Below are 26896 nucleotides of genomic sequence, written 5' to 3' on the forward strand. Positions count from 1 at the left end.
GTGCCCCTGCCCGACTGGCTGGCGACCGAGCACAAGGTCGCCCACGTCCACCACCGCCCGAGCCGCCCGGGCGCGACCGTCGGCTGGCCGGACTGGGTGTCCGGGCCCGTCCGGGAAGCCTTCGCCGCCCGCGGCATTGAGCGACCCTGGGCGCACCAGGTCGCGGCGGCCCAGGCGGCGTTCGAGGGGCGGCACGTGGCGATCGCGACGGGCACGGCGTCCGGCAAGTCGCTGGCCTTCCTGCTGCCGGTGCTGGCCGCTGGACTCGACGGGCGCTTCCCGCCGGGCACGCGGGTGCCGCACGCCCGCGGGGCGGGCTCGGGGCTGCGGGTGGCTGCGCGGCCGACCGCGCTGTACCTCGCCCCGACGAAGGCGTTGGCCCACGACCAGGTGCGCTCCGCCGAGGCGCTGGGGTTGGACGGCTGGCGCGTCTCGGCCCTCGACGGCGACTCCGACCCCGACGAGCGCCGGTTCGCCCGCGAGTTCGCCCATTGGGTGCTGACGAACCCCGACATGCTGCACCGGTCGATCCTGCCCAACCACGCCCGGTACGCCCGGCTGCTCGGCGGCCTCACGCACGTCGTGGTCGACGAGGCGCACCGCTACAAGGGCGTCTTCGGGGCGCACGTGTCCGCGGTGCTGCGTCGGCTGCGGCGCCTGGCCCACCACTACGGCGCCGACCCGGTTTTCATCTGCGCCTCGGCCACCATCAGCGAGCCGGACGCCGTGGCCGCCGCCCTCATCGGCGCCGACTCTGTCGTGCCCGTCACCGAGGACGCATCCCCCGCCCCGGCCCTCGACGTGGTCCTGCTGGAGCCCACCCCGCAGCTCACCGAGACGAGCGCGCGGCTCCTGGCCGGGTTCACCCGCGACGGCCAGGCGATCGCGTTCACCACCTCCCGCATCCAGGCCGAGCTGGTGGCCATCAGGGCGCGCGAGCTCGCCGAGCACACCGAAGCCATCGCCGCCTACCGCGGCGGCTACCTCGCCGAGGACAGGCGGGCGCTGGAGGCAGCGCTCTCCCACGGGCGGCTGCGCGGGGTGGCCTCGACCAACGCGCTCGAGCTCGGCATCGACATCGCTGGCATGGACGCCGTCGTCACGGCCGGGTTCCCCGGCACGCTGGCCGCGTTCTGGCAGCAGGTCGGACGGGCCGGCCGGGCCGGGCGCGACGCCATCGCCGTGCTCATCGCCCGCGAAGACCCGCTCGACGCCTACCTCGTCGAGCACCCCGAGCTGGTGTTCGACCGCCCGGTCGAGCGGACGGTCGTGCCGGTGGACAACGCCTACGTGCTCGGCCCCCACCTGTGCGCCGCGGCGCAGGAGCGTGCCCTCACGGCCGAGGACGCCCGCTGGTTCGGACCGACCACGGTGGAGCTGGCCGAGCGGCTCACGGCGCAGGGGGCGCTGCGCCGGCGTCCGCTCGGGTGGTACTGGACGCACGCCGGACGCGCCGTCGACTCGATCGATCTGCGCTCGGCCCAGGGCAAGGCGGTCGAGGTGGTGGACTCCGCGACGGGCCGCGTCATCGGCCAGGTCGACCCGTCGGCCGCCGATCGGACGCTGCACCCGGAGGCCGTCTACGTCCACCAGGGCGAGACATGGTTCGTCGACGAGCTGGACCTGGACGACCGCGTCGCCCTGGTGCATCGCGCGGACCCGCTGTGGTTCACGCAGGCCCAGTCGGCCGGCGGCGTCCGCATCCTGATGACGTCGGCCTCACGCCGGCTGGGGCTGGGCGAGGTGCACGTCGGCACGGTCGAGCTGTCGAACCAGGTCACCTCCTACCTGCGGCGCGATGCCGAGACCGGCGAGGTGTGGGACTCGACCCCGCTGGAGTTCCCCGAGCGGCGCCTCGTCACGCGCGCGACGTGGTGGACGATCCCCGACCGCGTCCTGGCCGCCCTCGACGAACTCGCCTCCGGCCCGGTCTCGGCGCTGGACCTCGCGGGCGCCGTCCACGCCGCCGAGCACTGCGCGATCGGCCTCCTGCCGGCCTTCGTCCCGTCGGACCGCTGGGACATCGGCGGCCTCTCCACGGTGCTGCACCCCGACACCGGGCAGCTCACCGTGTTCGTGCACGACGGCCTGCCCGGCGGATCGGGCATCGCCGACCGCGGCTACGAGCTCGCCGAACAGTGGTGGTCGGCCACCCTCGCGCGGCTGGTCACCTGCCCGTGCGAGGACGGCTGCCCCGCCTGCGTCGTCTCACCCAAGTGCGGCAACGGCAACAACCCGCTCGACAAACACGGCGCGGCCGGCCTGCTGGCCCTGCTCGTCGGGTTGGGCGGCGAGGCGAGCGCGGGGGGCCCGCGGTCCGAGTAGAGTGCCGTGGCATGTCTGAAGGAGGGTCGGGCGGCCCCGGATCGCGCCTACGCCGATGGGCGGCGATCGTCGTCCTCATCCTCCTCACCAGCGGTGTCACGGTGCTCGCCCTGGAGCTGTCCACGGCGCGGGCCTTCGGGTGGGGCATGCGCGCCCAACTCGGCCGCCTCGAGCTGGACACCCTGGCCCTCGGCACGGCCGTCGTCGCCCTGCTGGTGGCCGGCCTGTTCGGGCTGACCGGACGCCTGCGCCGCGGCATCCCGCTGGCCGCGATGGCGGCGATGCTCGTGGTGGCGGTGAACCACGTGAAGATCCGCTTCCGCTCCGAGCCGCTCTACCCGTCCGACGTCGCGTTCCTGCGCGACGCGCACCTGCTCGTCATGGCGGTCGGGGCCGGCCACGGCACCGCCACGGCGTTCTCGGTCCCCGCCCCCTGACCTCACTCCGGCGCCCCCGTCACCATGCCCGCGTGGGCGCGGGCGACGAACCAGTCCGTCGCAGGGCCCATCGTGAACGGGGCCCGCACCTCCACCGAGACCACGAACTCAACCTCGTCGCCGGCGACGCGGCACCCGATGACCTCGACCTCGTTGCGGTCCGCGGACTCCCCCACGGCCGCGCAGGCGTCCGCCCCATCGCCCTGTGCCCGTGCCCCGGCCAACGCGGCCAGGTCGGCCGCACCCCGAACCCGCTCCCCCTCGGCGCGCAGCGCCCCGGCGAGCACGAGCAGCGCGGCGAGGCAGGCCAGCCCCAGAGTGAGCGCGGCCGCCAGGGGCAGGGCCGAACCCCGCTCCCCCCGCCTCATGCCTCCTCCAGTACCTGGGCGCTGGCCGACAGGGGCCACGTGACCGGGCCCAGCGGGGCCTCCCACCTCACCTCCACGACGACGGCGCCGCCGGTGCGACGGGTGGTGACGGTGGCGCCGGCGGGGGCGTCCGCGGACGCCCGGGCCACGGCCGCCGCGTCTCCGCGGGCGGCCTGCCGGGCCACCTCGTTGGCCGTCACCTGGCACTGGCCCTGCACGAGGGCCGCGCCGCCGACCAGCAGGACGCCGCCCAGCACGACGGCCAGGAAGAGGGTGGCGAACGCCGTCTCGACGGTGACCATGCCCCGTTGACCGGGCAGGCCCGTGGGGCGGGGCGCCCCACGCCCCGCCCCACGGCCCCCTCCGCATCGGCTCACGGGTTGCCGAAGAAGCTCGGGATGGGGACGTTGAACGCCCCCGTGATCCACTTGGCGATCGCCCCGATGAGGGCCTCGATCAGCTCGCGGAACGTCCCGGTCTGGATGGCGGTCACGATCACGCCGATCAGGACGATGACGACCACGACGCCCAGGGCGTACTCGACGGTGGTCATGCCGCGCTCGGCCAGGCTGCGGCGCTCGACGGGGGTGATGAGGGTGTCGGACATGGGTTCTTCCTTCCGGTTCGCTGCCGCCCAGCTGCGGCACACACGGACAATGGGCGGAACCACCGCGGCCCTGTCACCCGATTTCGGGCCCTGTGGACAACCCACCCGGGCCCGGCCGAGCCTGTGGATGAACCCTGTGCGGTGGTCACGGCAGCAACTGCACCACGAGCGCCCCGAAGAGCGGCACGACGCCGAGCAGCATGAACGCGGGCAGGAAGCAGAGCATGAGCGGCACGACGCTGCGGACGCCCGCAGCGCGGGCCCGCACGAGCGCGCGGGACGCCCTGTCCGCCCGGGCGTCCGCCGCGTGCTGCCGGAGCAGGTCGCTCAACCCCAGCCCCGACCGCACCGAGCGGGCCAGGTCGCGGCCCACCTCGCGGTAGCCGGCCACGGCAGTCAGCCCGCCCCACGCCTCGGCCTCGTCCACGCCCAGGTCGATCCGGGCTTGCACGGCGCCCAGCGCCTCGGCGGCGGGGCCGTCGACGACGCCCAGCACCACGCGCAGCGCCGTCCGCGGCGGACGCCCCGCGTCCAGGCACACGGACATCAGGTCGCACACGGCGGGGACCGAGGCGCGCAGGGCGTCGTCGCGGACGGCGTCCGCCCGCCCGTCCCAGAGAGCCCGCGCCCACTGAGCGACCGCGCGCAAGGCGTCCGCCCCCGAGCGTTCCGGGGCGGACCGCAACCGCGGCAGGCCGAGCGGCGGCAGTAGCCACCACACCGTCAGGCCGGACGCCAGCGCCGCGAGCCACGCCCATCCCGAGCCCGGGATCATCGCCCGCCCGCCCGCTCGGCGACCACGTCGATCCACCACACGCCCGCGCAGGCGAGCGCCACTCCCACGTCGAGGCAGGCCCACCCCAGCGGCGAGGCCGTCAGGAACGCCAAGGGGTCGCCCCCGAAGCCGTACCCCAGGGCGACGCCCACGGCGGGCAACAGCGCCATCACCCGGCCACCCAACCGCGCGGCCGCCAGTTCGGCGTCCACCACGCGGGCCACGTCATCGTCGGCGGCCAGGCGTGCGGCCGCCGCGTCGACGGCGCCGGTGAGCGAGCCGCCGGTGCGCAGAGCGACGTCCCAGGCTGCGGCCAGGTCGGCCAGGCCCCCGCTCCCCTCCTCGGCGGCGGACCGCCGCAGCGCGGCGGCAGCCTCCCCGCCGGCGCGCAGCTCCGCCGCCGCCTCGCGCAGCACGGGGGCGTCCGCCGCCGCCTCGACCAGCGCGGCCGAGGGCACCCGCCCGACCCGGAGCAGGCCGGCCACCAGCTCTCCGGCGCGCACCACCTCGGTCCGGCCGCGGGCCCTGGCCCGTCGCCGGGCCCTCCTCACCCCGAGCGCGGCCCCGCACCCTGCCAGCTGGCCGATCGCGAGCGCCACGGCGGCCGCGCCCGGGCCCCCGGCGAGCGTGACCACGACCAGACCCGCCGCACCGCAGACTGCGGCCCATGCCCACCACCGCCGTGCGGACGCCGCGCGCGGCTCGGCCGGAACCGCGTCCAGCCGGGCCAGCCCCTCGGCCACGCCCGGCAGCGCCCACCACGCCGCACCCGCGGCGGCGAGCGCGGCCAGCCAGGCCATCACCTCAGCCACCGCCCCAGGGCGGCCCAGCCGGGGCCGCGCTCGTGGGCGCCCGAAGGCGACCAGGTCACCGCGGGCAAGGACTCGACCAAGCCGTCGGCGCGGGGGACCAGCACCGCCACCTGCTCGACGAAGCGCACCCCGTCCCGCTCCCGCCGCACGTGGACGACGGCGTCCAGCCCTGCCGCCGCCTGCGCATGCAGGGCGTGCCGGGAGAGGCCACCAAGCGCACCGAGCGCCTCCAGCCGGGCCGGCACGGACGCCGCACTGTTGGCGTGCACCGTGCCGCACCCGCCCTCGTGGCCCGTGTTCAGGGCCGCGAGCAGGTCGGCCAGCTCCGCCCCGCGCACCTCACCGACGACCAGCCGGTCGGGCCGCATCCGGAGCGCGTTGCGCACGAGGTCGGTCAGCGTGACCGAGCCCACCCGCTCGGCGTTGGCCGTGCGCCCTTCCAGGTGCACGACGTGGGGGTGGTCGGGATCCAGTTCGCGCGAGTCCTCGACGATGACCAGACGCTCGCGGGCGTCCACCTCGGCCAGCAGCGTGGCGAGCAGGGTCGTCTTGCCCGACCCGGTGCCGCCGGAGACCAGCAGGGCCGCTCGCCCCGCCACCAGGGCCGACAGCACGTCCGCTCCACCGGGCGTGAGCGAGCCCCGCTCGACCCACTCGGCCAGCGTGAACCGCACGCGCGCGGGGATGCGCAGCGAGAGGCAGGTGCTGCCGGCGATGCAGTCCAGCACCGCGTGAACGCGGGTGCCGTCCGGCAGCCGCGCGTCCACGAAGGGCGCCCCGTCGTCCAGGCGGCGCCCCACGAGTGCGGCGAGCCGGACCGCCAGCCGCCGCACGGCCTCCTCCGACTCGAACCGCACGCCGGAGCGTTCCAGACCCGCCCCGCGGTCGACCCAGACCTCGTCGGGGCCGTTGACCAGCACGTCGGTCACCCCGGGCAGGCGTAGCAGGTCGTCCAGCGGCCCGGCGCCCTGCGACTCGCGCCGCAGCGCCGCCACGGTCTCCAGCACCGCCGCGTCGCTCACCACGTATCCGAGCCAGGTGAGGGCGTCCGCCACCTCGGCGGGACGCGCCGCCTGCCCTCGCGCGCTCAGCCGGGCCCGCACCTCGTCCAGGTCAATCGACATCGCCGGCCTCCGCCCCCACGCGGGTCAGCACCCGCTCGACCGCGCGGGCCCACGCCGATCGCGGACGCCCGGGTGGCTCCCCGGCCTCGGCGTCGGCGGCCAGGCGCCGGTCGGCGGGCACCTCGCCCCACAGGGGCAGGCCCAACGCGTCCGCCACCACCCCGCCGGGTGGCCCGCCGCGCGTGCCGCGCACCACGAGCCCGAGGCCGGCGGGGCCCAGCCCATCCGCGACCCGGGCGGTCGCCGCCACATCCCGCACCCCAGCGCCGCTCAACACCACGGTGGCATCCACGGCGCGCAGCGCCTGGCGGGCGGAGGCCGCCGGAGTCCGGCCACCGTCGACGAGCACCAGCTCGTGGTGGCGGGTCAGCGACCCCATCACCGCGTGGACGGCCTCGGCGGTCGGCCCCACGGCGTCCGCGCCACGGCCCATCGCCACCACCGTCACCCCGTGCACGCGCGGCAGCACGCCGCGCACGTCCCCCACCTCGCCTCGCGCCCCGACCAGGCGCGGCCAGCGCCACCCGGGCGTCCGCTCGGCGCCCAGCAGCAAGTCGATGCCGCCGCCGAGCGGGTCGAGGTCCACCAGCGCGCAGGACTGCCCGCGGCGGACGGCTGCCAACGCCAGGCCGGCCGCCAGCGTGGACGCCCCGACCCCGCCCGAGCCGCCCACCACCGCCACGCGACGGGAGTCGCGCTCGTCGGTCGCCAGCACGCCAGTCAGCCACGCCACCCCCTGCGGCAGCGGGATCACCTCGGCACCCAGCGGCATGGACCACGTGCCCAGTTCGGCCGCGTCGAACCCGACCAGGTGGACGTGCCGGCGCGCCGGCGGGCCCGACGACGCCACCGCGGCCGCCAGGTCGCCGCCCACCAGCACGACCCGGGCGGACGCCCAGCGCTGCAGGGCCCCCTCGGCCGTCGCGATCGTCGACACCGGCAGCCCCAGGGCGGCCGCGGTCGACTCCACCGCGTCGCGCACCCGGGCCTCGGCGGTCACCAGCACCACATCCCCGTCGGAGTCCATGCCGTGACAGTGGGCGGCGGCCGGGGCGCACGGTCACCCATCCGGTCCCTGTGGACAAGCAGGGACCTCCATCCACAACGCGCCCGGCCCCTTGACCCGCGCGGCTCGGCGTGCTCGCCTACCATCGGCCGCATGACGTCGACCAGCCAGCCGGCCTTCCCGCAGGCCGCCCTCGAGTGGCTGGCCCCCGTCGCCGCCGACGGCCGCCCCGTGCCCACGCCCCGCGTCCTGCTGCTGGGCCGTTCCGTGGCCCCGCTGGCCACCGCGCTCGACCGCCGCGGGGCCAACCTCGTCGCGTGCGACGGAAGCCGAGCGGGCGTACGCGCCCTGCTCAACCGCGCCCCCCGCGCGCTGCCCACCGTGGCCCGGCCCGAGCACCTGCCGTTCGCGCCGATGTCGTTCGACGCCGTCCACGTGCACCAGTCGTTGCACGCCCTGTCCGAGGGCGCGCTGGCCTCAATCGCGCGCGTGCTCGCCCCCGACGGCCACCTGGCGGTCAGCTACACCGTCCGTGACGACTCCGTGCCGTGGGTCCGCCGCCTCACCGCCCTGCTGCGCGACGTCGACCCTGCTGCCATGAAGGGTGCCTACGGCACCGAGAGCGTCGAGCGCCTCGTGGCGTCCCCCCACTACGCCGAGGTGGCCGAACGCAGCCACCGGCTGTGGGTGCCGATCAGCCGGGTCGACCTGCTCGGGATGGTGGCCAAGCGGTTTCCCGACCTGGAGCAGGAGCGCCTCAGCCGCCTGATGAGCGATGTCGGCGAGTTGTACGCGACGTCGGCCCGCGTTCCCGAACCGCTGCTGCTGCCGTACCGGGTGGTGTGCTGGCGCGCCGTCGTCGACCACACCGAGTTCACCTCGCAGCTCGAACCGCCCGAGGACGGCGTGCGCATCCGTCTGTGACGGTTTCCCCGGCCCGCTAGCATGACGCGTAGCCGACGAAGGGAAAGTGGCCATGGCAGAGCCGGAGATCGGGGAGGTCCTCAAGGACATCACCGCCGACGTCCAGACCATCATCAGGGGCGAGGTCGAGCTGGCCAAGGCCGAGCTCATCCCCCAGGTGAAGAGTGCGGGCATCGGTGCGGGCCTGTTCGGGGCCGCCGGCTACCTCGCGGTCCAGGCGGCGACGCTGCTGTTCATCTGCGGCGGCCTGGCCCTCAGTGCCCTGTACCAGGGCGTGGTGCCCCTCATCTGGGCGTTCGTGCTCGGCTTCCTGACCCTGGCCGTGGTGCTGCTCGTCGTGGCGGGCATCCTCGTGCTCATCGGGAAGGGCAAGTTCTCCTTCTCCGGCGCACCGAAGACCGTCGACGAGGCCAACCGGAGCGTCGCCGCCGTCACCGGCGCGGTCGCCCAGGGCAACGCCAACGTCAAGGCGATCGTCGCGGGTGCGCCCCGCCCGGTGCCGGGCGAGGCGAACCCCGCCGTCAGGCCCTGATCCGGTAGACCCGCGCCTCCCAGGGCGCGAGGGTCTGCAGGTCCGTCCCCGGGTAGACCGAGGAGAGGACGAGTTCAGCGTCCTCCAGCGACGGCAGCGCCGAGATCGGCACGCCCGCCAGGTGTGAGGACATGTTCGCCACCACCAGCAGCCTCTGGTCGCCGAGCGTCCGGGTGAAGGCCCACAGCGTCTCGTCGTCGGGCAGCAGCAGCTCGAAGGCACCGTCGCGGACGACGACGTCCTCGCGTCGCAGCGCGATCAGCGCCTTGTAGTGGGCGGCCACCCCGTCCGGGTCGGCCACGTCGTCGGCCACGTTGATGGACGCCGTGTTGGCGTTCAGCGGCAGCCACGGCGTCCCGGTCGTGAAGCCGCCCTCGGGCGTCCACGGCATGGGCGTCCGCGCGTTGTCGCGACTCATGGCGCTCAGCCCGGCCAGCACGGCCTCCTCGGGCACCCCCGCCGCTGTGGCCTGCGCGAACTGGCCGCGGGCCTCGACGTCGGCGTACTGCTCGATGCGGGTGAAGCCGGCGTTCGTCATGCCGATCTCCTGGCCCTGGTAGACGTACGGCGTCCCCTGGTGCAGGTGCAGCACGGTGGCCAGCGCCTTGGCAGAGGCCACCCGGTGCTCCGGGGAGTCATCGCCCCACCGGCTCACCGAGCGCGGCTGGTCGTGGTTCTCGAAGTACAGCGAGTTCCAGCCGTCGTCGGCCAGTCCCTCCTGCCAGCGGGCGAGGTTCTGCTTGAGGTCGGGCAGGTGCAGCTTCTTGGGCGACAGCTTCGAGCCGGACTGGTCGACCGAGACGTGCTCGAAGGTGAACACCATGCCGAGACGGTCGTGGTGGCGGGAGGTGTACTCACGCGCGTGCTCCAGGCCGCAGGCGACCATCTCGCCGACCGTGAACAGCTGCTTGGAGGTGATGCCGACCTCGCGGTTCATCTCCTCGAGGAACTCGATCAGGCGCGGGCCGTTGGCCACCCGCTCGATCTCGAAGCTGTAGGGGTCGCCGGGAGTGAGGACGCCGTCGGCGAGCGGGTACGTCTTGCTGATGAGGTTGATGACGTCCATGCGGAAGCCGTCGACTCCCCGGTCCACCCAGCGGTTCATCATCGCGTACACGGCCTCGCGGACCGCCGGGTTCTCCCAGTTCAGGTCGGGCTGCTTGCGGCTGAACAGGTGCAGGTAGTACTCCCCGGACGCCTCGTCGTACGCCCACGCGGACCCGCCGAAGAAGGAGCCCCAGTTCGTCGGCTCGGCCCCCGGCGTGCCCGGCTCGTGGCCCTCGCGGGCCGGACGCCACACGTACCAGTCGCGCTTGTCCGACCCCGGCTGGCGCGACTCGGTGAACCACGCGTGCTCGTCGGAGGTGTGGTTGACCACGAGGTCCATCACGAGCTTCATGCCGCGGGAGTGCACGGCTGCGACGAGTTCGTCGAAGTCGTCCATCGTGCCGAACATGGGGTCGATGGCCTCGTAGTCGGCGATGTCGTAGCCGTTGTCGTCCTGCGGCGAGACGTAGATCGGGGAGAGCCACAGCACGTCCGCGCCGAGGTCGGCGACGTGGTCGAGGTGGTCGATGATGCCGCGCAGGTCACCGAAACCGTCCCCGTCCGTGTCCGCGAACGACCGCGGGTAGATCTGGTAGACGACGGAACGGGACCACCACGGTGTCTGGGCCATGGGCCCATTCTTGCGTTCCACAACGGAAATAACTACGCCAGAGCCTTGCGAGTTTCCGTGAGAGACTGCGAGGGCACATGTCCCCCTGCAGGAGGTGTACCGCCACGTCCAGGCCGGCTCGACCCCGTCCTCGTCAGATCCAGCCCCGCTCGACGCTGCGCGTCACCGGCGCGCAGTACTTCGCGCCGCTCAACGACCTCGACGCCACCCTCACCCTGGGCCGCGGCATCGTCCGTGAGGCGGCTGGCGCGGGGGCCGACCTCGTGCTGTTCCCTGAGATGTGGTCCACCGGCTACGCGCTGCCCATCGACCTGCGCCACGCGACCCCCATCGACGGCGATTGGGTGGAGGGCTTCCGCGAGATCGCCGCCGAGATGGCCGTGGGCGTCGCGATCACGCTGTTGGCCGAGCACCCGGGCGGCCCCACGAACACCACGCTCGTCATCGGGCGCCTCGGCGAGGTGCTGCTGCGCCATGACAAGGTGCACACGCTCCGCTACGACGCCGAGCAGCACCTCACCGCCGGCACGGGCTTCGAGACGTGCCTCTTCGACGGAGTGAGGATCGGCGTGATGACGTGCTTCGACCGGGAGTTCCCCGAGAGCGCCCGCGAGCTCATGCTCGCTGGCGCCGAGCTGGTGCTCGTGCCGAACGCGACCGCCTGGAACCCCGTACGGGCCCACCAGCTCGAGGCCCGGGCGTTCGAGAACATGATCGCGATCGCGTCGGTGAACTACCCCGGCGACGGCTGGGGGCAGTCCTCGGCCTACACGCCGGTGGTGTTCGACCCCGACGGCCGCCCCCTGGACCCGCTCATCGCCCGAGCCGACGGCCGGCCGCAGCTCGTGCCGTTCCGGTTCGACCTCGACGTGATCCGCGACTGGCGCGAGCGCGAGGTGTGGGGGGCCAGCCACCGGCGACCGGACGCCTACCGGCGCATCGCGCCGCCCCGCCCGACCGACTAGCGAGCCGTCAGCCCGGCGCGGTGCAGGAAACGTTCGGGCACCAGCCGCAGGTCGCGCTCGTCCCATGGGCGGGTCCAGCCCGCGAGGTCAAAGAGCCCATCCAGCAGGTAGCCGGTCAGCCCCCAGATGAACAGCTCGCCGACGATGAAGGCCGGCCCTTGGTGCCCCATCGGCAGGCGCCACGTGGCGCGGTTCACCGGCTCGAGCAGGTCGCCCACGCGCAGGGTGTGCACGGCGCTGATCTCGACCGTGTCGACGACCTCAAGGTCCTGCGGTTCGCGCCACCACGCGACCACCGGGGTGACGTCGTAGCCGGTCGCGGTGACGCTGGCCGCGGGCAGGACGCCCAGCAGGTCGACGGTGGCGGCGTCGATGCCGACCTCCTCGCGCGCCTCGCGCAGGGCCGCCTCCTCGCTGGAGGCGTCGGTCTCCTCGACCCCGCCGCCGGGGAACGCGCACTGGCCCGCGTGCTTGCGCAGGTGCGCGGACTTCTCGACGATCACCAACTCCAGGTCGTCGGCGTCCGCGCCGGGCGGGCCCGAGAACAGCACCAGCACGGCGGCCTTGCGCCCACCGCGTCCCGGACGCCCCCGCACCACCCGGGCGCCCTCGCCAGGATCGGCGAGCTTCGCGGCGAGCGCGGTCAGGACGGGCGGGACGGCGTTCACAGGCGCACCCCGAGGAACGTGTCGGCGTCCTTGACCATCTGCTCGGTCGAGGCGATGCCGCCGATGGCGCGGTAGGCGATCACGCCCTCGGCGTCCACGTACAGCGTGATGGGGATGCCCTGGAAGCGCACCGGCCCGGCCGTCTGCTTGAGCGGGTCGGTGAGGTGCGGGTAGGTCCAGCCGGCCTCCGACGCGAACTCCAGCGCCAGCGCCGGGTCGGGGTCGGCGAAGTCGACGCCCAGGACGAGCACGTCGTCGCCGGCGCGCGCGGCGAACTCCTTCAGGTGCGGCGCCTCCAGGCGGCAGGGGGCGCACCACTGCGCCCAGAAGTTGATGATCATCGGCTTGCCGCGCAGCGCCGCGAGGTTGACCTGGCGGCCCGAGCCGAGGCAGCCGAGCAGCAGGTCGGGAAGGCCGCCTTCGACGGCCGTGGCGGACGCCGGCGTCTCGGGGCAGTCGGGGATGCCGGCCGCCTCGCGCTGGGCGACCAGCGCGGGCTCGACCCGGCGGTCGGGGGCGGGCTCACTCGACGGGGCGCCGGCGGTGCAGCCCGCGAGGAGGAGGGCGAGAGACGCCGCTGCCGCGCCCGCGCTGCTGCCGACGCCCCTCACGCCCGCGGCTCCCGCACGAGCGCGGCGGCCACCTCGGGGTCGGTCGGACCCTCGCCGTAGCTGGGGCACAACCCCTCCAGCGGGCACGCCCCGCAGGCCGGACGCCGTGCGTGGCACCGCCGCCGCCCGTGCCAGATGACGCGGTGGCAGACCATGACCCAGTCTTCGGGGTCGAACAGGTCCCCGACGGCGCGCTCGACGGCGTCCGGGTTCTTGGAGGAGACCCAGCCGAAGCGGTTCGAGAGCCTGATGAAGTGGGTGTCGGGCGTGATGCCCGGCACGCCGAAGGCGTTGCCGAGCACGACGTTGGCGGTCTTGCGGCCCACGCCGGGCAGGGTGACCAGCTCGGACAGCGTGCCGGGCACCTCGCCGCCGTAGTTCTCCACCAAGGCCGCGCCCAGCCCGATCAGGTGGCCGGTCTTGGCGCGGAAGAAGCCCGTGGGCCGGATGAGTTCCTCCATCTCGGCGGGGTCTGCGGCAGCGTAGGCGGCGGCGTCCGGGTACCGCGCGAAGAGGGTGGGCGTGACCGCGTTCACGCGCCGGTCTGTCGACTGGGCCGACAGCACCGTCGCGACGAGCAGCTCCAGCGGCGTGGTGAAGTCCAGCTCGCACCGCGCCTCGGGGTAGAGGTCGGCGAGGGCGGCGTCGATCGCCTGGGGCTGCTCCATGGCCTCAGGCGGGTTCGACCGTCAGCTCGACCTCGACCGGGGCGTCCAGCGGCAGGACGGGGACACCCACGGCGCTGCGGGCGTGTTGGCCCGCCTCGCCGAAGACCTCCACGAACAGCTGCGAGGCGCCGTTGGCGACCTGCGGCTGGCCGGTGAAGTCGGGCGTGGAGGCGACGAAGACGGTCGCCTTGACGATGCGGGCGATGCCGTCCAGCCCGCCGGTCTGGGACGCCGCGGCCGCCAGCGCGTTGAGCGCGGCCGTGCGGGCGGCGTCCGTCGCCTGCTCGGGGGTGACGTCGGCGCCCACCTTGCCGGTGCACACCAGTGAGCCCGCGACCGAGGGCAGCTGGCCCGATGTGAGGACGAGCCCGCCGGCCCGGGTGGCCGGCACGTAGGCGGCCACGGGGGCCGCGACGGGCGGGAGCTCGAGGCCGAGATCGGCCAGGCGCTGCGAGGGGGTCGTCACGAATTCTCCGGCAGGGGGCGCTTGAAGTACGCCACCACGTTCTGCGGGTTGGGGCCGGGCACGATGGAGACGAGCTCCCAGCCGTCGGCGCCCCAGTTGTCGAGGATCTGCTTGGTCGCGTGCACCAGGACGGGTGCGGTGGCGTACTCCCACTTGGTCATGGGCGCAGCCTAGTCGAGGATGCCGTGGTGGCTACGTGCCGTTCCTGCCGCACAGGACGGACTGCCACGAGTTGATGTCGGTGCGCTGGCGGAGGAGCTGGCGGCGTTCCCGCTCGGTCATGCCGCCCCACACGCCCCACTCGATGCGGTTGTCGAGGGCCTCGGCGAGGCACTGGGAGCGAACGGCGCAGCCCATGCAGACGGCGCGGGCCCGCTTCTGGTCGGCACCCTCGGGGAAAAGCTTGTCCTGCATGCCTCGACACTTGGCCTGGAGTGTCCAATCGTCAACTTCGATGAGCGTCATCGCCCAACCTTTCCTGCGTCGGCGGCCGGGGTTCGGGGCCCACCGGCGTAGCCTCATGCTAAACAGCCTTTGCAACTTTCACAATGGCGTTGCCGTCGATTGCAGGCGTCGTGGTCGCGCCTTTCCCGCCGGAGCCGCGCAGGCTTCCACAGGGCCATCACGTACCCTGTCTCCATGCGTGCACCAACCGTGGGTCGCAAGTTGTACTCGGCCTTGATGTTCGTCCTCGTGAGCGTGCTCGGGGGCGTCCTCGTGGCTGGCCTTGCCGTGCCCACCGCCGGGATCGGCGCCGAACTCGCGAAAGTGAGCGCCGTCGCCCTCCAGGCGATCCCCAAGGACATCGAGACGCCCCCGCCCGCCGAGGGCTCCACGGTGCTCATGGCGGACGGTACCGTCCTGACCAACTTCTTCGACGAGAACCGCGCCTACGTGCCGCTCTCGGAGATCTCGCCGGCGATGAAGCAGGCCCAGCTCGCGGTGGAGGACCAGCGGTTCTACGCCCACGGGGCCCTCGACTTCCGCGGCACGCTGCGCGCGCTGGTGCGCACCTCGAGCGGCAACACCCAGGGCGGCTCGACCCTGACCCAGCAGTACGTGAAGCTCGCTCTGATCGACAAGGCCGTCAACGACAACGACAAGGACGCCCTCGCCGCGGCCTACGACCGCAACTTCTCCCGCAAGCTGCTGGAGCTGCGCTACGCGATCGCGCTGGAGGAGCGCCTCAGCAAGGACGAGATCCTTGAGCGCTACCTCAACCTCTCCTACTACGGGGCCGGCGCCTACGGCGTCGAGGCGGCCGCCAAGCGCTACTTCAACGTCTCGGCCAAGGAGCTCACCCTCCCCCAGGCCGCGATGCTCGCCGGCCTGGTCCGCAACCCGGCCACCACCGACCCGATCCGCTACGAGAAGATCGCCCTCGAGCGCCGCAACAACGTGCTCGACGTGATGCTGAGCCAGGCGGGGACGCCCGACGTCTGGCACTTCATGGAACCCGTCACCAAGGCGCAGGTCGCCGAGGCCAAGGCCATCGGCTTCGACCGGTCGCTGGTCACCGACACCCCCCACGGCTGCGTCTCCTCGGAGTTCCAGAACCTGTGCAGCGTGGTGGAGAGCATCCTGCTGACGATGCCGAGCCTCGGCCCCGACGTCGAGTCGCGCCGCAAGGCCGTGTACCGCGGCGGCCTGACCATCCAGACCGAGATCGACCCGCGTACCCAGCGCGCCGCCCAGAAGGCCGTCTCCGACTACGTCTACCCGACCGACCCCGTCGTCGGCCTGATGGTGATGATCGAGCCGGGCACCGGCCTCATCAAGGGCATGGCCCAGAGCCGCCCCAACATCGGCAACAACCCGGGCGAGACGTACCTGAACTACGCGATGGAGAAGTCCATCGGCGGCACCAACGGCTTCTTCGGCGGCTCCACCTACAAGGTCTTCACGCTCGCCGCGGCCATCGCCAAGGGCTTCCCGACCGACCGCACCTACGACGCTCCCAAGACCAAGAACTGGTACGGCGAGACGTTCCGCAACTGTGACGGCCCCTTCCAGCAGCTCGGACTCCAGGCAGGCAAGAAGCAGTGGGTCGTGAACAACGCCGGCAGCGGCGGGGAGTTCGACATGTACTCGGGCACGAAGAGCTCGGTGAACAACTTCTTCGTCGCCCTCCTGCAGGATGTCGGCGTCTGCGAGGCCGTCCAGATGGCCGAGACCCTCGGCCTGAAGCTGCAGGGCAAGACGCTCGAGCAGGCGGCGTCCACGCCGGCGTTCACGCTGGGCACCGCCGAGTCCTCACCCATCTCCCTGGCCAACGCCTACGCCACGCTGGCCGCGCGCGGCATGCGCTGCGACCCGATCCTGCTCAAGAGCGTCGTCAACAAGGCGGGCAAGTCCTTCGAGGTCCCCCCCGCCAACTGCCAGCAGGTGATCCCGCAGGAGGTCGCCGACCGGGTCAACGACGTCATGCGCGGCCCGTTCAACGGCGGCACCGCGTCCACCTCGCGCATCAGCGGGTACAACCTGGCCGGCAAGACCGGCACCGACGGTAGCGACACCAAGGCGATCTGGCTGGTCGGCTACACGCCCAACCTGGCGGGGGCGGCCATGATCGGTGTGGATCGTGACCATGAGCGGTTCAAGGGCATGAAGTATGAAAGCCTGCGCCTGCAGAACCTGCCCATCCGCGACGGCAAGTACCGCCTGCGCGGCAGCTCCGGCCGGGAGGCAGGCCGGGGCATCTGGTACCCCGCGATGAGCGCCGCGCTGGAGGGCATGGAGCGCCTCGACTTCGTGAAGCCCACCAAGGTCGAGCAGCCGATCGTCGACGTGCCGAGCTGCTCTGGAAAGGGTCTCAACGAGTGCCGCCAGACGCTGCAGCAGGCCGGCTTCGGCACCGCGATCACGCGCGTCGAGAACGCCCGCCCCGCGGGCACGTTCCTCGGCATCCGTCCGAGCGGGCGCGCCGAGCGGTTCAGCACGATCCGCCTGCTGGTCTCCAGCGGCCCGGCCCCCAAGCCCGAGCCGAAGCCGGAGCCCAAGCCGAGTTCGGCGCCGCCCACCTCCGCTCCCCCGGCCCAGGCACCGCCGGTGGAGCCGTCGTCCGAGCCCGCCCCCGGCCAGCCGGGCAGGGGCAAGCCTTGATCGGGCGCCTGGCCGCCGGCGTCATGGGCGTCGGCGTGGCCTGCGTCGCCTACGGGATCGGCATCGAGCGGACCGCCTACCAGGTGCGCCGCTTCTCGGCGGCGGTCCTGCCGCCGGGTGCCGCGCCGGTGAAGGTGCTGCACATCTCCGACATCCACCTGCTGCCCCGCCAGGACCGCAAGCGGGACTTCCTGCTCGGGCTGGCCGGCTTGGAGCCCGACCTGGTGGTCAGCACCGGTGACCACATCTCCTCTGCCGGGGCGATCGCCCCGCTGGTCGACTCGCTCGGCCGCCTGGCGGAGGTGCCGGGCGTGTTCGTGTTCGGCTCCAACGACTTCGAGACCCCGACGTTCCGACTGCCGTTCCGATACCTGTTCCGGTCGACCACCGGCGGCACGGGCGAGGAGGCCGTCCCGCTGCCCACCGACGACCTGCGCGCGGCGCTGGAGGGCCTGGGCTGGACGTACCTGGAGGAGCGCCGGGCCGAGCTGGAGATCGGTGGCCGGCCGGTCCGCTTCCGCGGCACCGGGGACGCCCACCACCACCGCGACGACTACGCGGCGGTCGCCGGGCCGGCGTCCGACGACGTGCTCGAGATCGGCGTGACGCACGCCCCTTACACCCGGGTGCTCGACGGCATGACCGCCGACGGCGTCCCGCTGATCCTCGCCGGGCACACGCACGGCGGCCAGGTGGCGATCCCCGGGCGCGGAGCGCTGGTGACCAACTGCGACCTGCCGCCGGAGAAGGCCAAGGGCCTGTTCGAGCACACCGCCGGGGGCCGCACCGCCCAGGTGCACGTGTCGGCGGGCGTCGGCATGTCCCCGTTCGCCCCGTACCGGTTCGCGTGCCCGCCCGAGGTGACCCTGCTCACGCTCACCGAGCGACCGCCGATGTGAACTACACGCCGGAGTGGGTTATGCTCTACCTCGGCTCACAGGCCAATCGGGGTGTGGCGCAGCTTGGTAGCGCGCATCGTTCGGGACGATGAGGTCGCAGGTTCAAATCCTGTCACCCCGACCAGCAGAAACCCGCTCTGGCTAGGGATTATATCCCCGGCCAGAGCGGTTTCTAATGTCGTGCGTCCTAACCGCATCCTAAGCACCGTAAACTCGTGCCGGCTTCTGCGCACTCTGTCACGCCGTCGCAGGGTTCCCGGACTACCCGAGAAATGGTCACGTCGGATGTTCGCCACGCGGGCGACAACCCGTAGGAAGCGATGCTGCAGGCGGAGACTTGAACCATGGTCAAGACTGCCCTCAAGCTGAGGTTCGCCCCGGACGAGTATCTCGTCACTTGGCAGCTGCCGTCGGTCGGTGGCGACGAGACTCTGGCCGCGCATGGAGCGTTGACGGTAGAGGCAGGCAAGCCGCCAAAGGGCATCGCGCACGGCGACCTCGACACGCTGCTGGAGCACCCAGAGCCAGGGGTCACCGAGTTTCCGCAGAGATTGTCCGTGCCTAAGCTCACCGGCGACATGGCCAACGGGGCAAACGTCCTGCTGCTTAACGCCCAGGTCAACTACTGGGTCTCTAGCCAGGCCAGCATCTACGCCGAGGCAGCGGTCATCACCCTGGCTTCGGTCACCGGCGACGGCGCTGATCGCTTCAAGACGTTCGAGATCCAGGTCGGCGGCCTGGACTCCGTCTCAGGCGTTGAGTTGATCAAGTCCACCAGTTTCCCGAAGCAAGGCATGAGTGGCACATGGTCGGCGGAGATCGGGTCCGACCATGCACAGACGTGGGAGGACGAGACCGCGAAACTCACGCTGTCGTACAACGGCACGTTTCGCTCCTTCGACCCGTACGCCTTCCGTATGGGCTTCAGCCCGGTGCTGCGGGGCGAACTGGCGACAGCCGTCCCGCTGCGCGAGCTGCTCGACGACTGGATCAGCCCGATCCGCCGTGTCGTCTCCATCGCCACGGGTCGGGCCGAGGAGCTCACCTACGCCGCGCTGTACCTCTCGTCGACGGGCGGCGACGTGCACGGCCAACTCTTTGGTTCGGCCATCACTCAGGAACCCTACGAATCCAGCCTCGAGGAGGTACGGAAGGTCAGATCACCGCTACGTCTCAAGCCAGACGCGGTGTCGCTGCTGGAGATGACCCGCACCTGGCAGAAGATGGCGAGCGTACATCACCCCCTGCTAGAGACCTACGGGGCGATGCTGCACGCCACCGACCAGCACCCACGGTCGCGCTTTCTGCTGCTGCTTCAGGCTATCGAAGGGACTTATGGATTTGAGACAAAGGCGTCCTTCGCGAAGCGGCTCAAGAAGCACGCGGAAGACCGTGATGCAGTGGTCAAGGCAGCGTCGGGCTCGCTGAACGACAAGCAGCTCACCTTTCTCCAGAAGAACCTGGGCAAGCGTCCACCGGCCGGATTGGAGTCGGCTATCAGCTGGCTGGCGAAGCGGCTGCCGGATGACGTGCTGTCTCGACTGGACGCGACCAGCCTGATCACGTCCGCGAAGGCGCCCACCGGTGAGGCGAAGAACGCTCCGGACGCGCTACGGATCATCCGCAACGACCTTGCTCACGGCAACCGGGGTTACGACGTCTTCGAGTTGTCCGAGGTCGTGAAGATCCTCGAGCTCATGGTGCGAGCACATGCCCTCGAGCTGCTCAATTGTCCGGTGTCGGTAGTCGAGCGAGTACTGACTCAAGGTCGTTAGCGGATCTTTGGCTGGTTCGTGTGAAGGGCGAGTACACCCGCCGGCCATGCGCCGTTGCCGAACGCACCTTCCGCGGTCGTCACTATGGTTAGCGCTGTGATCACCGGGGAGTTGAAGAGCAGGATCGACGGCGTCTGGAACGCGTTCTGGTCGGGCGGCATCAGCAATCCGCTGGAGGTGATCGAGCAGATCACCTACCTGCTGTTCCTGCGTCGCCTGGACGACCTGCAGACCCTGGCGGAGAGCAAGGCTCGTGTCGCCGGCCCCGGAGTGATCGAGAACCCGATGTTCCTGCCCGGCCAAGAACCGCTGCGCTGGAGCCGGTTCAAGAACACGGCGCCGGAGGTGATGTACACAACCGTCGCCGGCCCGGTGTTCGACTACCTGAAAGGGCTGGGGACCCAGCTCGGCGGGGACGGTTCCACCTACTCCGAGCACATGCGAGACGCCCGGTTCACCATCCCCACCCCCGCTCTGCTGAGCAAGGTCGTCGACATGCTCGACGGCATCCCTATGGCCGACCGCGATACCAACGGCGATCTGTACGAGTACCTGCTGAGCAAGATCGCCTCGGCCGGGGTGAACGGCCAGTTCCGCACCCCGCGGCACATCATCAAGCTGATGGTGGACATGACCGCACCCCAGCCCGGCGACGAGATCTGCGACCCGGCCTGTGGTACCGCTGGCTTCTTGGTCGCCGCCAGTGAGTACGTCCGTGCTACCCACGCCGATGCCCTGCTGGACGCCAAACAGCGCAGCCACTTTCACCGCTCGATGTTCCACGGCTTCGACTTCGACGGCACCATGTTGCGGATCGGCAGCATGAACATGCTGCTGCACGGCGTCGAGTCCCCTGACATCCGCTACCGCGACTCGCTCTCGGAGGGCGCCAGCGCCGACGCCGCCCGCTACACCCTGATCCTGGCCAACCCGCCCTTCGCCGGCTCGCTCGACTTCGAGTCCACTGCCAAAGACCTGCAACGCGTGGTCAAGACCAAGAAGACCGAACTGCTGTTCGTCGCCCTGTTCTTGAAACTGCTCAAGCCCGGCGGACGAGCTGCGGTGATCGTCCCCGATGGGGTGCTGTTCGGCTCGTCCAAGGCCCACAAGGACCTGCGCCGCACCCTAGTCGAGGATCAGAAGCTGGACGCGGTGGTAAAGCTGCCGTCAGGGGTCTTCCGGCCCTACGCCGGGGTGTCGACCGCGATCCTGTTCTTCACCCGGACCGACTCCGGAGGCACCGACCAGGTCTGGTTCTACGACGTCCGGGCCGACGGCTTCTCCCTCGACGACAAACGCAACCCGATCGAGGCTGACGACCTGCCCGACGTCCTCGCCCGCTGGCAAGACCTCGTGGGCGAGACCGACCGAGCCCGCAACGACCAGTCCTTCCTGGTGCCCAAGGCCGACATCGTCGCCCAGGGCTACGACCTCTCACTGAACCGCTACAAGGAGGTCGTCCACGACGAGGTCGAGCACCGGGCGCCGCTGGAGATCATCGCCGATATCGAGAAGCTGGAGGACGAGATCGCCCAAGGTCTGGAGGAGTTGAAGGCGATGCTGTCGTGAGGACGGTGACCCTCGGAGACGTCGCGGAGTGGGGTAGCGGTGGGACGCCGGCGCGCGGAGTCCCTTCGTATTTCGGCCAAGGCATGCCTTGGCTATCCATCACGGACCTGAATGACGGAGTTGTCACGAGCGCGAAGGAGTCGCTTACAGCGGCCGGGCTCGCGAACAGTTCCGCCAAGGTTGTACCTCCGGGAACAATCTTCGTCGCGATGTACGGATCGATTGGCAAGCTCGGTATTGCGGCCACCGATATGGCGACGTCTCAGGCAATCGCGTTCGCCAGACCCAATGAGAAGCTCGTCGATCGTCGGTTCCTCTTTCAGTATCTGCTCGCCGAGCGCCGAAACCTGCAGTCGCGCGGCCGAGGCGGGACGCAGATGAACATCAGCCAAGCAGACCTCAAGGCATGGCCGATGCCCCTCCCACCCCTCCCCGAACAGCGCCGCATTGCCGCGATCCTCGACCACGCCGACGCGCTGCACGCCAAGCGCCGCCAAGTCCTCGCTCACCTCGACGCCCTCACCCAGGCGATCTTCCACGACATGTTCAGCAACGAGCCGTCCGCGGCAACAGTGGAGGACGTCGCCACCCAGATTCGAACCGGGCCATTCGGGAGCCAACTACTGCACGGCGAGTTCGTCGATGAGGGTATCGCCGTTCTCGGTCTCGACAACGTCGTCGGCAACGAGTTCCGCTGGGCCGAACGACGCTACATCACAACCGCGAAGTACGAGCAGTTGAAGCGCTATACGGTTCGTTCTGGCGACGTCCTGATCAGCATCATGGGCACAACCGGCCGTTGCGTGGTCGTGCCGGATGGCATTCCTACCGCCATCAACACCAAGCACATCTGCGCGGTCAGCGTTGATGGCGCGCGCCTTGATCCGGCGTTTCTTCGCGCAGCCTTCCTCTGGCACACCGAGGCGCGCGAGCACCTCCGGAGACAGACCAAGGGCTCAATCATGGCTGGTCTCAACATGGGGATCATCAAGGCGATGCCCGTCCCCCAGCCACCCATCGACCGCCAGCGAGAGTTCGCGGAGCGCGCCCGTCAAGTTGCCGCCGCTCGCACGTCCGCTATCGCAACACTGGCCGCCGAAGACGAACTCTTCGCATCCCTGCAGGCCCGCGCATTCGATGGGAGGCTGTGATACATGCCGGTCGAGATGAGAATGTGGCGCATCGACGGTGATGAGCCGCGGGCACTGACTGCCTCAGCGTTGCCGGCGGAGAAGGATCTCCACGAGTTCCTGAAGCGTGACCCGTCACTCTTGGGCGAACGGTTGCTGGTGATCGGCAGCGAGGTGACCACTCCATTCGGGCCACGGCTCGACCTGCTCGCTATTGACGCCGAGGGCAGCCTGCACCTGCTGGAACTCAAGCGCGACAAGACTCCGCGCGAAGTCGTGGCCCAGGTTCTCGACTACGGCTCGTGGGTGTCGACCCTGTCCCGCGAGGACGTCATCGACATCGCCAACCGCCACCTCTCCCAGCCGTTCGAGGCCGCCTTCGAGGACGTCTTCGGCGGCGCGCCCCCCGATGAGCTGAACCACGACCTCCACCTGACACTCGTCGCCGCCGAGCTCGACGCAAGTGCGGAGCGCATCGTCAACTACCTTCGCACGTTCGGCGTGCCAGTCAACGCGGTGTTCTTCTCCTATCTCGAGGACGAGGGCCGCCGGTACCTGGCCCGATCGTGGCTGGCCGCTGACGAGGAGGAACCGTCTGGTGGCGGCAAGCCGGGCAAGCGCGCGACCTGGAACGGCCGCGACTGGTACGTCTCCTTCGGTGGCGGCCGACCGTGGGAGGACGCCCGGCAGTTCAACTTCGTCTCCGCCGGCGGCGGCAAGTTCTACTCCCAGACCATCCGCTCCCTACCCGAGGGCTCCCGGGTCTGGGTCAACGTCCCGGGCAGTGGCTACGTGGCGGTCGGGACAACGCTCGCGCCGGCGTCCCGCTTCGACGAAGCCAAGGTGCTGGTCGACGGAAGCTGGTGTCGGCTGACGGAGCAGAGACTCAGCGGCAACTACCAGCATCGTGGAGACGGCGACGACGAGGCCGAATGGGTCGTGCCAGTGGCATGGGCGAGGTCTGGTCCGGAGAGTCAAGCGTTCTGGCAGAAGGGCATGTTCGCCAGTCAGCACAGTGCCTGCAAGCTTCGCCAGGAGTTCACGCTGAGCCTGCTCGAGGATCTCTTCGGCGTGAGCAACGAGTGACCCGATGGCCAACTTCGACTTCGTACGTCAGACGCTTCCGGCTGTGCACGCCGACTGCGTCCGGGCGGAGTCGTATCTGACCTCCGACCCACGCGCGGCCTGCTTCTACGCCCGCCGCGTGGTCGAAGGGCTGGTGAGCTACCTCTACGACGTGCTCGCATTGCCGCTGCCGTACCGCGACGATCTGGCCGCGAAGGTCAGCGATCCGGGCTTCCAGGCAAGGGTCCCGCACGGGATCACCGCCAAGCTGACCACGATCCGCAAAGTCTCCAACACCGCCGTCCACGACGGTCGACTGATCCGTCCTGACGTGGCACTGGCCGTGCTCCGAGAACTGTTCAACTTGGTGCTCTGGACGTCTTACCACCACTCGCCACACCCGGAGGTCGTGCCGCTGCAGGCCACGTTCGACCCCGAGCTTGCCGCCAGGGCAGCGCCGTTGTCCCGGGCTGAGGTCGCCCGGCTCGCCCAACAGTTCCAGGCACAGGACGAAGCGCACGCCCGCGAACTCGCCGTCCGGGACGAGCAACTCGCCGCCCGCGACGCCGAGCTGGCCGACCTTCGCGCCCAGATCGCGGCAGCGCAGGCCTCCCTGGCCCCCGACACCCGCGACTACGACGAGGCGGGTGCACGGGAGTTCATCGACCTGCTGCTGCACGAGGCCGGCTGGCCGCTCGACCAGACCCGCGACCGCGAATACCCGGTCACCGGAATGCCAAACGCCGAAGGGCAGGGCTACGCCGACTACGTGCTGTGGGGCGCCGACGGGCTGCCGCTGGCCGTGGTCGAGGCCAAGCGAACCTCGAAGTCGCCCGACATGGGCCAGCAGCAAGCCGCGTTGTACGCCGACTGCCTGGGGCACGCGTTCGGACGCCGGCCGGTGATCTTCTACAGCAATGGCTACACCCACCGGATCTGGGACGACGCCGGCGGCTACCCGCCCCGCGAGATCCAGGGCTTCTACACCGCCGACGAACTCGAACTTCTGATCCAGCGACGCACGACCCGGACGCCCCTCGCGTCGGCAGCCGTCAACACCGAGATCGCCGGGCGTCCCTATCAGGTGCGCGCGATCAAGGCCGTTGCTGCCTCGTTCGATCGTCGGCAGCGCGCCGCCCTGCTGGCGATGGCGACCGGCTCGGGCAAGACCCGCACCACGATCGCGCTGGTGGATCTGTTGCAGCGAGCGAACTGGGTCAAGCGCGTCCTGTTCCTCGCCGACCGCACGGCGCTGGTTCGGCAGGCGGCCAACGCGTTCAAGGATCAACTGCCTGGCTCGACCACGGTCAATCTGGTCGAGGAGAAGGCCACCGACGGCCGCGTGTACGTGTCGACCTATCCGACGATGATGAACCTGATCGACGACGTCGACGGCGGCGTCCGCCGGTTCGGGCCCGGCCACTTCGACCTGATCGTGATCGACGAGGCCCACCGCAGCGTCTACGCCAAGTACGGCGCGATCTTCGACTACTTCGACGCGCTGCTGGTCGGCCTGACCGCCACCCCGAAGGACGAGGTCGACCACAACACCTACCGTCTCTTCCACTTGGAGGACGGCGTCCCGACCGACGCCTACACCCTCGACGAAGCGGTCGAGCAGGGCTACCTGGTGCCGCCGAAGGGGCTCAGCGTCGGCACCCGGTTCTTGCGCTCCGGGATCGCCTACGACGACCTCAGCGAGGCCGAGAAGGACGAGTGGGACGCCCTCGACTGGGGCGAGGACGGCCCGCCGGACGAGGTCGGCGCTGAGGAACTGAACCGGTTCCTGTTCAACGAGGACACCGTCGAGAAGGTGCTCGCGACCCTGATGACCGAAGGCCGGCGGGTCGCGGGCGGGGACCGGCTGGGCAAGACGATCATCTTCGCCAAGAACCAACGGCACGCGGAGTTCATCCAGCAGCGGTTCGACCTGGCCTTTCCTGAATACGCTGGCGCGTTCGCCCGCGTCATCACCCACGCCAGCCCGTACGCCCAGTCGCTGATCGACGACTTCTCGACCAAGGACAAGGCTCCGCACATCGCGATCAGCGTCGACATGCTCGACACCGGCGTCGACGTGCCCGAGGTCGTCAACCTCGTGTTCTTCAAAGCCGTGCGCTCCAAGACGAAGTTCTGGCAGATGATCGGACGCGGTACCCGCCTCTGCCCCGACCTCTACGGCCCCGGCCAGGACAAGCCCGACTTCCTCGTCCTCGACTTCTGCGGCAACCTCGAATACTTCGGTCAGAACCTGCCCGGGGCAGAGACGCAGCTCGCCAAACCGCTCTCGCAGCGCTTGTTCGAGGCGAGGCTCGGGCTGATCCTCGCCCTCGGCGACGCCGAACCGGAGCTGCGCCGGGCCACCGGTGCGACGCTTCACGAGGTCGTCAACGGGATGAACCTCGACAACTTCGTGGTGCGTCCACACCGCGCGACCGTGGAGCGCTTCCGCGTCCCCGAGGCATGGGCGTCGTTGTCGCCGTCCGACTCCGAGGCACTGCTGGGGCTGTCCGGCCTCCCGTCGTCCCTGCGTGACGACGACGAGGATGCCAAGCGCTTCGACCTGCTCGTCCTGCACCGACAACTGGCCCAACTCGACGGCGACGCGCTCCTGGCGGAACGGCTGCGCGAAGCAGTACAGGCCATCGCAGGGGCCTTGCTGGGGCGAACTGCCATTCCGAGCGTCGTGGCGCAGGCCGTGCTGCTGGAAGCTGTCGCTGGCGACGAGTGGTGGGTCGACGTCACTCTCCCGATGCTCGAAGAAGCGCGCCGCAAGCTTCGGGGCTTGGTTCGCTTCATCGAGAAGACCCAGCGCAACCCCGTCTACACCGACTTCGCCGACACCCTCGGCGACAGCGTCGAGGTCGACCTGCCCGGGGTCACCCCCGGCACCAACTTCGAGCGCTTCCGCGCCAAGGCAGAGGCCTACCTGCGCGAGCACCTGGACAACCTCGCCCTGCAGCGGCTGCGTCGCAACAAGCAACTCACCCCCGACGATCTCGCTGAACTGGAGGGGCTGCTGGTTGCCTCCGGCGGACAACAGGCCGACCTCGCCTGGGCCAACACCAAGACCGGCGGCCTCGGCATCTTCGTTCGTGGCTTGGTCGGGCTCGACCGAGCGGCCGTGACCGACGCCTTCGAGCGTTACCTCGACCGCACCCGATTCACCGCTGACCAGGTCCGTTTCGTGAACCTGATCGTCGACGAGCTGACCCGCAACGGCGTGATGGAGCCCCAGCGACTGTTCGAATCCCCGTACACCGACCACGCGCCGACCGGCCCGGACTACGTGTTCCCGGAGGCCGAGGTGACGGTGATCGTCGACACTCTGCGCACCATCAGAAAGCACGCCATTCCAGGGGAAGTCGCGTAGTCCCTCCGATTTGCACC

At 70.9% G+C, this 26896-nt stretch carries 26 protein-coding genes and 1 tRNA gene; 13 read left to right on the top strand and 14 right to left on the bottom strand.

Annotated features, from left to right (window positions below):
- On the top strand, nucleotides 1-2325 hold the full coding sequence (locus ET989_RS01000; protein ID WP_131166692.1) for a DEAD/DEAH box helicase: 2325 nt from the start codon (nucleotides 1-3) through the stop codon (nucleotides 2323-2325).
- A gap of 11 nt (nucleotides 2326-2336) precedes the next feature.
- A complete protein-coding gene (locus ET989_RS01005; RefSeq protein ID WP_131166693.1) occupies nucleotides 2337-2762 on the top strand; it encodes a hypothetical protein in 426 nt (141 codons plus the stop codon).
- A gap of 2 nt (nucleotides 2763-2764) precedes the next feature.
- Here ET989_RS01005 and ET989_RS01010 read toward each other — a convergent pair whose 3' ends face one another.
- From ET989_RS01010 to ssd, 7 genes are all read right to left on the bottom strand, one after another.
- Nucleotides 2765-3130 carry an Rv3654c family TadE-like protein gene (locus ET989_RS01010; protein WP_131166694.1) on the bottom strand — a complete coding sequence of 122 codons (366 nt, stop codon included), beginning with the start codon at nucleotides 3128-3130 and terminating at the stop codon, nucleotides 2765-2767.
- Nucleotides 3127-3432: a TadE family type IV pilus minor pilin gene (locus ET989_RS01015; RefSeq protein ID WP_131166695.1), complete on the bottom strand. Its 306-nt coding sequence runs from the start codon at nucleotides 3430-3432 to the stop codon at nucleotides 3127-3129. The genes ET989_RS01010 and ET989_RS01015 overlap by 4 nt, the downstream gene beginning before the upstream one ends.
- Before the next feature lie 71 nt (nucleotides 3433-3503).
- Nucleotides 3504-3737, bottom strand: coding sequence for a DUF4244 domain-containing protein (locus ET989_RS01020; RefSeq protein ID WP_131166696.1), 234 nt, complete (start codon nucleotides 3735-3737; stop codon nucleotides 3504-3506).
- Nucleotides 3738-3882: 145 nt separating this feature from the next.
- Nucleotides 3883-4512 carry a type II secretion system F family protein gene (locus ET989_RS01025; protein ID WP_131166697.1) on the bottom strand — a complete coding sequence of 210 codons (630 nt, stop codon included), beginning with the start codon at nucleotides 4510-4512 and terminating at the stop codon, nucleotides 3883-3885.
- Complete coding sequence (locus tag ET989_RS15740; RefSeq protein ID WP_131166698.1) at nucleotides 4509-5324, bottom strand: type II secretion system F family protein; 816 nt, start codon at nucleotides 5322-5324, stop codon at nucleotides 4509-4511. The genes ET989_RS01025 and ET989_RS15740 overlap by 4 nt, the downstream gene beginning before the upstream one ends.
- The gene (locus tag ET989_RS01035) at nucleotides 5312-6448 is read right to left on the bottom strand and encodes a TadA family conjugal transfer-associated ATPase (RefSeq protein WP_131166699.1); all 1137 of its coding nucleotides are present in this window, start codon (nucleotides 6446-6448) and stop codon (nucleotides 5312-5314) included. Before ET989_RS01035 ends, ET989_RS15740 begins: the two co-directional genes overlap by 13 nt.
- Entirely contained in the window at nucleotides 6438-7475 is a 1038-nt protein-coding gene (gene ssd, locus ET989_RS01040; protein WP_131166700.1) for a septum site-determining protein Ssd, read from the bottom strand. Before ssd ends, ET989_RS01035 begins: the two co-directional genes overlap by 11 nt.
- Nucleotides 7476-7607: 132 nt before the next feature.
- Between ssd and ET989_RS01045 the strand changes: the two genes are divergently transcribed.
- Complete coding sequence (locus ET989_RS01045; RefSeq protein WP_131166701.1) at nucleotides 7608-8378, top strand: class I SAM-dependent methyltransferase; 771 nt, start codon at nucleotides 7608-7610, stop codon at nucleotides 8376-8378.
- 52 nt (nucleotides 8379-8430) lie between these two features.
- Entirely contained in the window at nucleotides 8431-8910 is a 480-nt protein-coding gene (locus tag ET989_RS01050; protein ID WP_131166702.1) for a phage holin family protein, read from the top strand.
- On the opposite strand, the gene ET989_RS01055 is transcribed toward ET989_RS01050, so the two are convergent.
- A complete protein-coding gene (locus ET989_RS01055) occupies nucleotides 8900-10588 on the bottom strand; it encodes a glycoside hydrolase family 13 protein (protein ID WP_131166703.1) in 1689 nt (562 codons plus the stop codon). The genes ET989_RS01050 and ET989_RS01055 overlap by 11 nt on opposite strands.
- Nucleotides 10589-10665: 77 nt before the next feature.
- Here ET989_RS01055 and ET989_RS01060 point away from each other — a divergent pair, with 77 nt between their 5' ends.
- Nucleotides 10666-11553, top strand: coding sequence for a carbon-nitrogen hydrolase family protein (locus ET989_RS01060; protein ID WP_131166704.1), 888 nt, complete (start codon nucleotides 10666-10668; stop codon nucleotides 11551-11553).
- On the opposite strand, the gene ET989_RS01065 is transcribed toward ET989_RS01060, so the two are convergent.
- The 6 genes from ET989_RS01065 to ET989_RS01090 are packed head-to-tail and all read right to left on the bottom strand — an operon-like array spanning nucleotide 11550 to nucleotide 14431.
- On the bottom strand, nucleotides 11550-12221 hold the full coding sequence (locus ET989_RS01065) for an NUDIX hydrolase (protein ID WP_131166705.1): 672 nt from the start codon (nucleotides 12219-12221) through the stop codon (nucleotides 11550-11552). The genes ET989_RS01060 and ET989_RS01065 overlap by 4 nt on opposite strands.
- Nucleotides 12218-12832, bottom strand: a complete 615-nt coding sequence (locus ET989_RS01070; RefSeq protein ID WP_165489966.1) for a TlpA family protein disulfide reductase — start codon at nucleotides 12830-12832, stop codon at nucleotides 12218-12220. The genes ET989_RS01065 and ET989_RS01070 overlap by 4 nt, the downstream gene beginning before the upstream one ends.
- A complete protein-coding gene (gene nth, locus ET989_RS01075; protein ID WP_131166707.1) occupies nucleotides 12829-13500 on the bottom strand; it encodes an endonuclease III in 672 nt (223 codons plus the stop codon). Before nth ends, ET989_RS01070 begins: the two co-directional genes overlap by 4 nt.
- A gap of 4 nt (nucleotides 13501-13504) precedes the next feature.
- Complete coding sequence (locus tag ET989_RS01080; protein WP_131166708.1) at nucleotides 13505-13966, bottom strand: RidA family protein; 462 nt, start codon at nucleotides 13964-13966, stop codon at nucleotides 13505-13507.
- Nucleotides 13963-14127 carry a Sp36 family protein gene (locus ET989_RS01085; RefSeq protein ID WP_131166709.1) on the bottom strand — a complete coding sequence of 55 codons (165 nt, stop codon included), beginning with the start codon at nucleotides 14125-14127 and terminating at the stop codon, nucleotides 13963-13965. The genes ET989_RS01080 and ET989_RS01085 overlap by 4 nt, the downstream gene beginning before the upstream one ends.
- A 31-nt stretch (nucleotides 14128-14158) precedes the next feature.
- Entirely contained in the window at nucleotides 14159-14431 is a 273-nt protein-coding gene (locus tag ET989_RS01090) for a WhiB family transcriptional regulator (RefSeq protein ID WP_131166710.1), read from the bottom strand.
- 174 nt (nucleotides 14432-14605) lie between these two features.
- Here ET989_RS01090 and ET989_RS01095 point away from each other — a divergent pair, with 174 nt between their 5' ends.
- From ET989_RS01095 to ET989_RS01130, 8 genes are all read left to right on the top strand, one after another.
- Nucleotides 14606-17068 carry a transglycosylase domain-containing protein gene (locus ET989_RS01095; RefSeq protein ID WP_131166711.1) on the top strand — a complete coding sequence of 821 codons (2463 nt, stop codon included), beginning with the start codon at nucleotides 14606-14608 and terminating at the stop codon, nucleotides 17066-17068.
- 23 nt (nucleotides 17069-17091) lie between these two features.
- Nucleotides 17092-17967, top strand: coding sequence for a metallophosphoesterase (locus ET989_RS01100; RefSeq protein ID WP_131166917.1), 876 nt, complete (start codon nucleotides 17092-17094; stop codon nucleotides 17965-17967).
- A 47-nt stretch (nucleotides 17968-18014) separates the two neighbouring features.
- Nucleotides 18015-18091 (top strand) — tRNA-Pro (locus ET989_RS01105).
- A 220-nt stretch (nucleotides 18092-18311) separates the two neighbouring features.
- The gene (locus ET989_RS01110; RefSeq protein WP_131166712.1) at nucleotides 18312-19742 is read left to right on the top strand and encodes a hypothetical protein; all 1431 of its coding nucleotides are present in this window, start codon (nucleotides 18312-18314) and stop codon (nucleotides 19740-19742) included.
- A 96-nt stretch (nucleotides 19743-19838) separates the two neighbouring features.
- Nucleotides 19839-21311 (top strand): class I SAM-dependent DNA methyltransferase, encoded by a 1473-nt coding sequence (locus tag ET989_RS01115; protein WP_131166713.1) that lies wholly within the window; start codon nucleotides 19839-19841, stop codon nucleotides 21309-21311.
- A 5-nt stretch (nucleotides 21312-21316) separates the two neighbouring features.
- Complete coding sequence (locus ET989_RS01120) at nucleotides 21317-22462, top strand: restriction endonuclease subunit S (RefSeq protein WP_241656174.1); 1146 nt, start codon at nucleotides 21317-21319, stop codon at nucleotides 22460-22462.
- Nucleotides 22463-22465: 3 nt separating this feature from the next.
- Nucleotides 22466-23527 (top strand): PDDEXK family nuclease, encoded by a 1062-nt coding sequence (locus tag ET989_RS01125; RefSeq protein WP_131166715.1) that lies wholly within the window; start codon nucleotides 22466-22468, stop codon nucleotides 23525-23527.
- Between the two features lie 4 nt (nucleotides 23528-23531).
- Nucleotides 23532-26879, top strand: a complete 3348-nt coding sequence (locus ET989_RS01130; RefSeq protein WP_131166716.1) for a DEAD/DEAH box helicase family protein — start codon at nucleotides 23532-23534, stop codon at nucleotides 26877-26879.
- Nucleotides 26880-26896: the final 17 nt, after the last annotated feature.

This window comes from Propioniciclava sinopodophylli, assembly GCF_004324755.1.
GTDB lineage: Bacteria > Actinomycetota > Actinomycetes > Propionibacteriales > Propionibacteriaceae > Propioniciclava > Propioniciclava sinopodophylli.

Coding starts and splice junctions, on each gene's coding strand:
- ET989_RS01005 (WP_131166693.1), top strand. CDS start 2,337: ATGTCTGAAGGAGGGTCGGGCGGCCCCGGATCGCGCCTACGCCGATGG.
- ET989_RS01010 (WP_131166694.1), bottom strand. CDS start 3,130: ATGAGGCGGGGGGAGCGGGGTTCGGCCCTGCCCCTGGCGGCCGCGCTC.
- ET989_RS01015 (WP_131166695.1), bottom strand. CDS start 3,432: ATGGTCACCGTCGAGACGGCGTTCGCCACCCTCTTCCTGGCCGTCGTG.
- ET989_RS01020 (WP_131166696.1), bottom strand. CDS start 3,737: ATGTCCGACACCCTCATCACCCCCGTCGAGCGCCGCAGCCTGGCCGAG.
- ET989_RS01025 (WP_131166697.1), bottom strand. CDS start 4,512: ATGATCCCGGGCTCGGGATGGGCGTGGCTCGCGGCGCTGGCGTCCGGC.
- ET989_RS01035 (WP_131166699.1), bottom strand. CDS start 6,448: ATGTCGATTGACCTGGACGAGGTGCGGGCCCGGCTGAGCGCGCGAGGG.
- ssd (WP_131166700.1), bottom strand. CDS start 7,475: ATGGACTCCGACGGGGATGTGGTGCTGGTGACCGCCGAGGCCCGGGTG.
- ET989_RS01045 (WP_131166701.1), top strand. CDS start 7,608: ATGACGTCGACCAGCCAGCCGGCCTTCCCGCAGGCCGCCCTCGAGTGG.
- ET989_RS01050 (WP_131166702.1), top strand. CDS start 8,431: ATGGCAGAGCCGGAGATCGGGGAGGTCCTCAAGGACATCACCGCCGAC.
- ET989_RS01055 (WP_131166703.1), bottom strand. CDS start 10,588: ATGGCCCAGACACCGTGGTGGTCCCGTTCCGTCGTCTACCAGATCTAC.
- ET989_RS01060 (WP_131166704.1), top strand. CDS start 10,666: ATGTCCCCCTGCAGGAGGTGTACCGCCACGTCCAGGCCGGCTCGACCC.
- nth (WP_131166707.1), bottom strand. CDS start 13,500: ATGGAGCAGCCCCAGGCGATCGACGCCGCCCTCGCCGACCTCTACCCC.
- ET989_RS01085 (WP_131166709.1), bottom strand. CDS start 14,127: ATGACCAAGTGGGAGTACGCCACCGCACCCGTCCTGGTGCACGCGACC.
- ET989_RS01090 (WP_131166710.1), bottom strand. CDS start 14,431: ATGACGCTCATCGAAGTTGACGATTGGACACTCCAGGCCAAGTGTCGA.
- ET989_RS01095 (WP_131166711.1), top strand. CDS start 14,606: ATGCGTGCACCAACCGTGGGTCGCAAGTTGTACTCGGCCTTGATGTTC.
- ET989_RS01100 (WP_131166917.1), top strand. CDS start 17,092: ATGGGCGTCGGCGTGGCCTGCGTCGCCTACGGGATCGGCATCGAGCGG.
- ET989_RS01110 (WP_131166712.1), top strand. CDS start 18,312: ATGGTCAAGACTGCCCTCAAGCTGAGGTTCGCCCCGGACGAGTATCTC.
- ET989_RS01125 (WP_131166715.1), top strand. CDS start 22,466: ATGCCGGTCGAGATGAGAATGTGGCGCATCGACGGTGATGAGCCGCGG.
- ET989_RS01130 (WP_131166716.1), top strand. CDS start 23,532: ATGGCCAACTTCGACTTCGTACGTCAGACGCTTCCGGCTGTGCACGCC.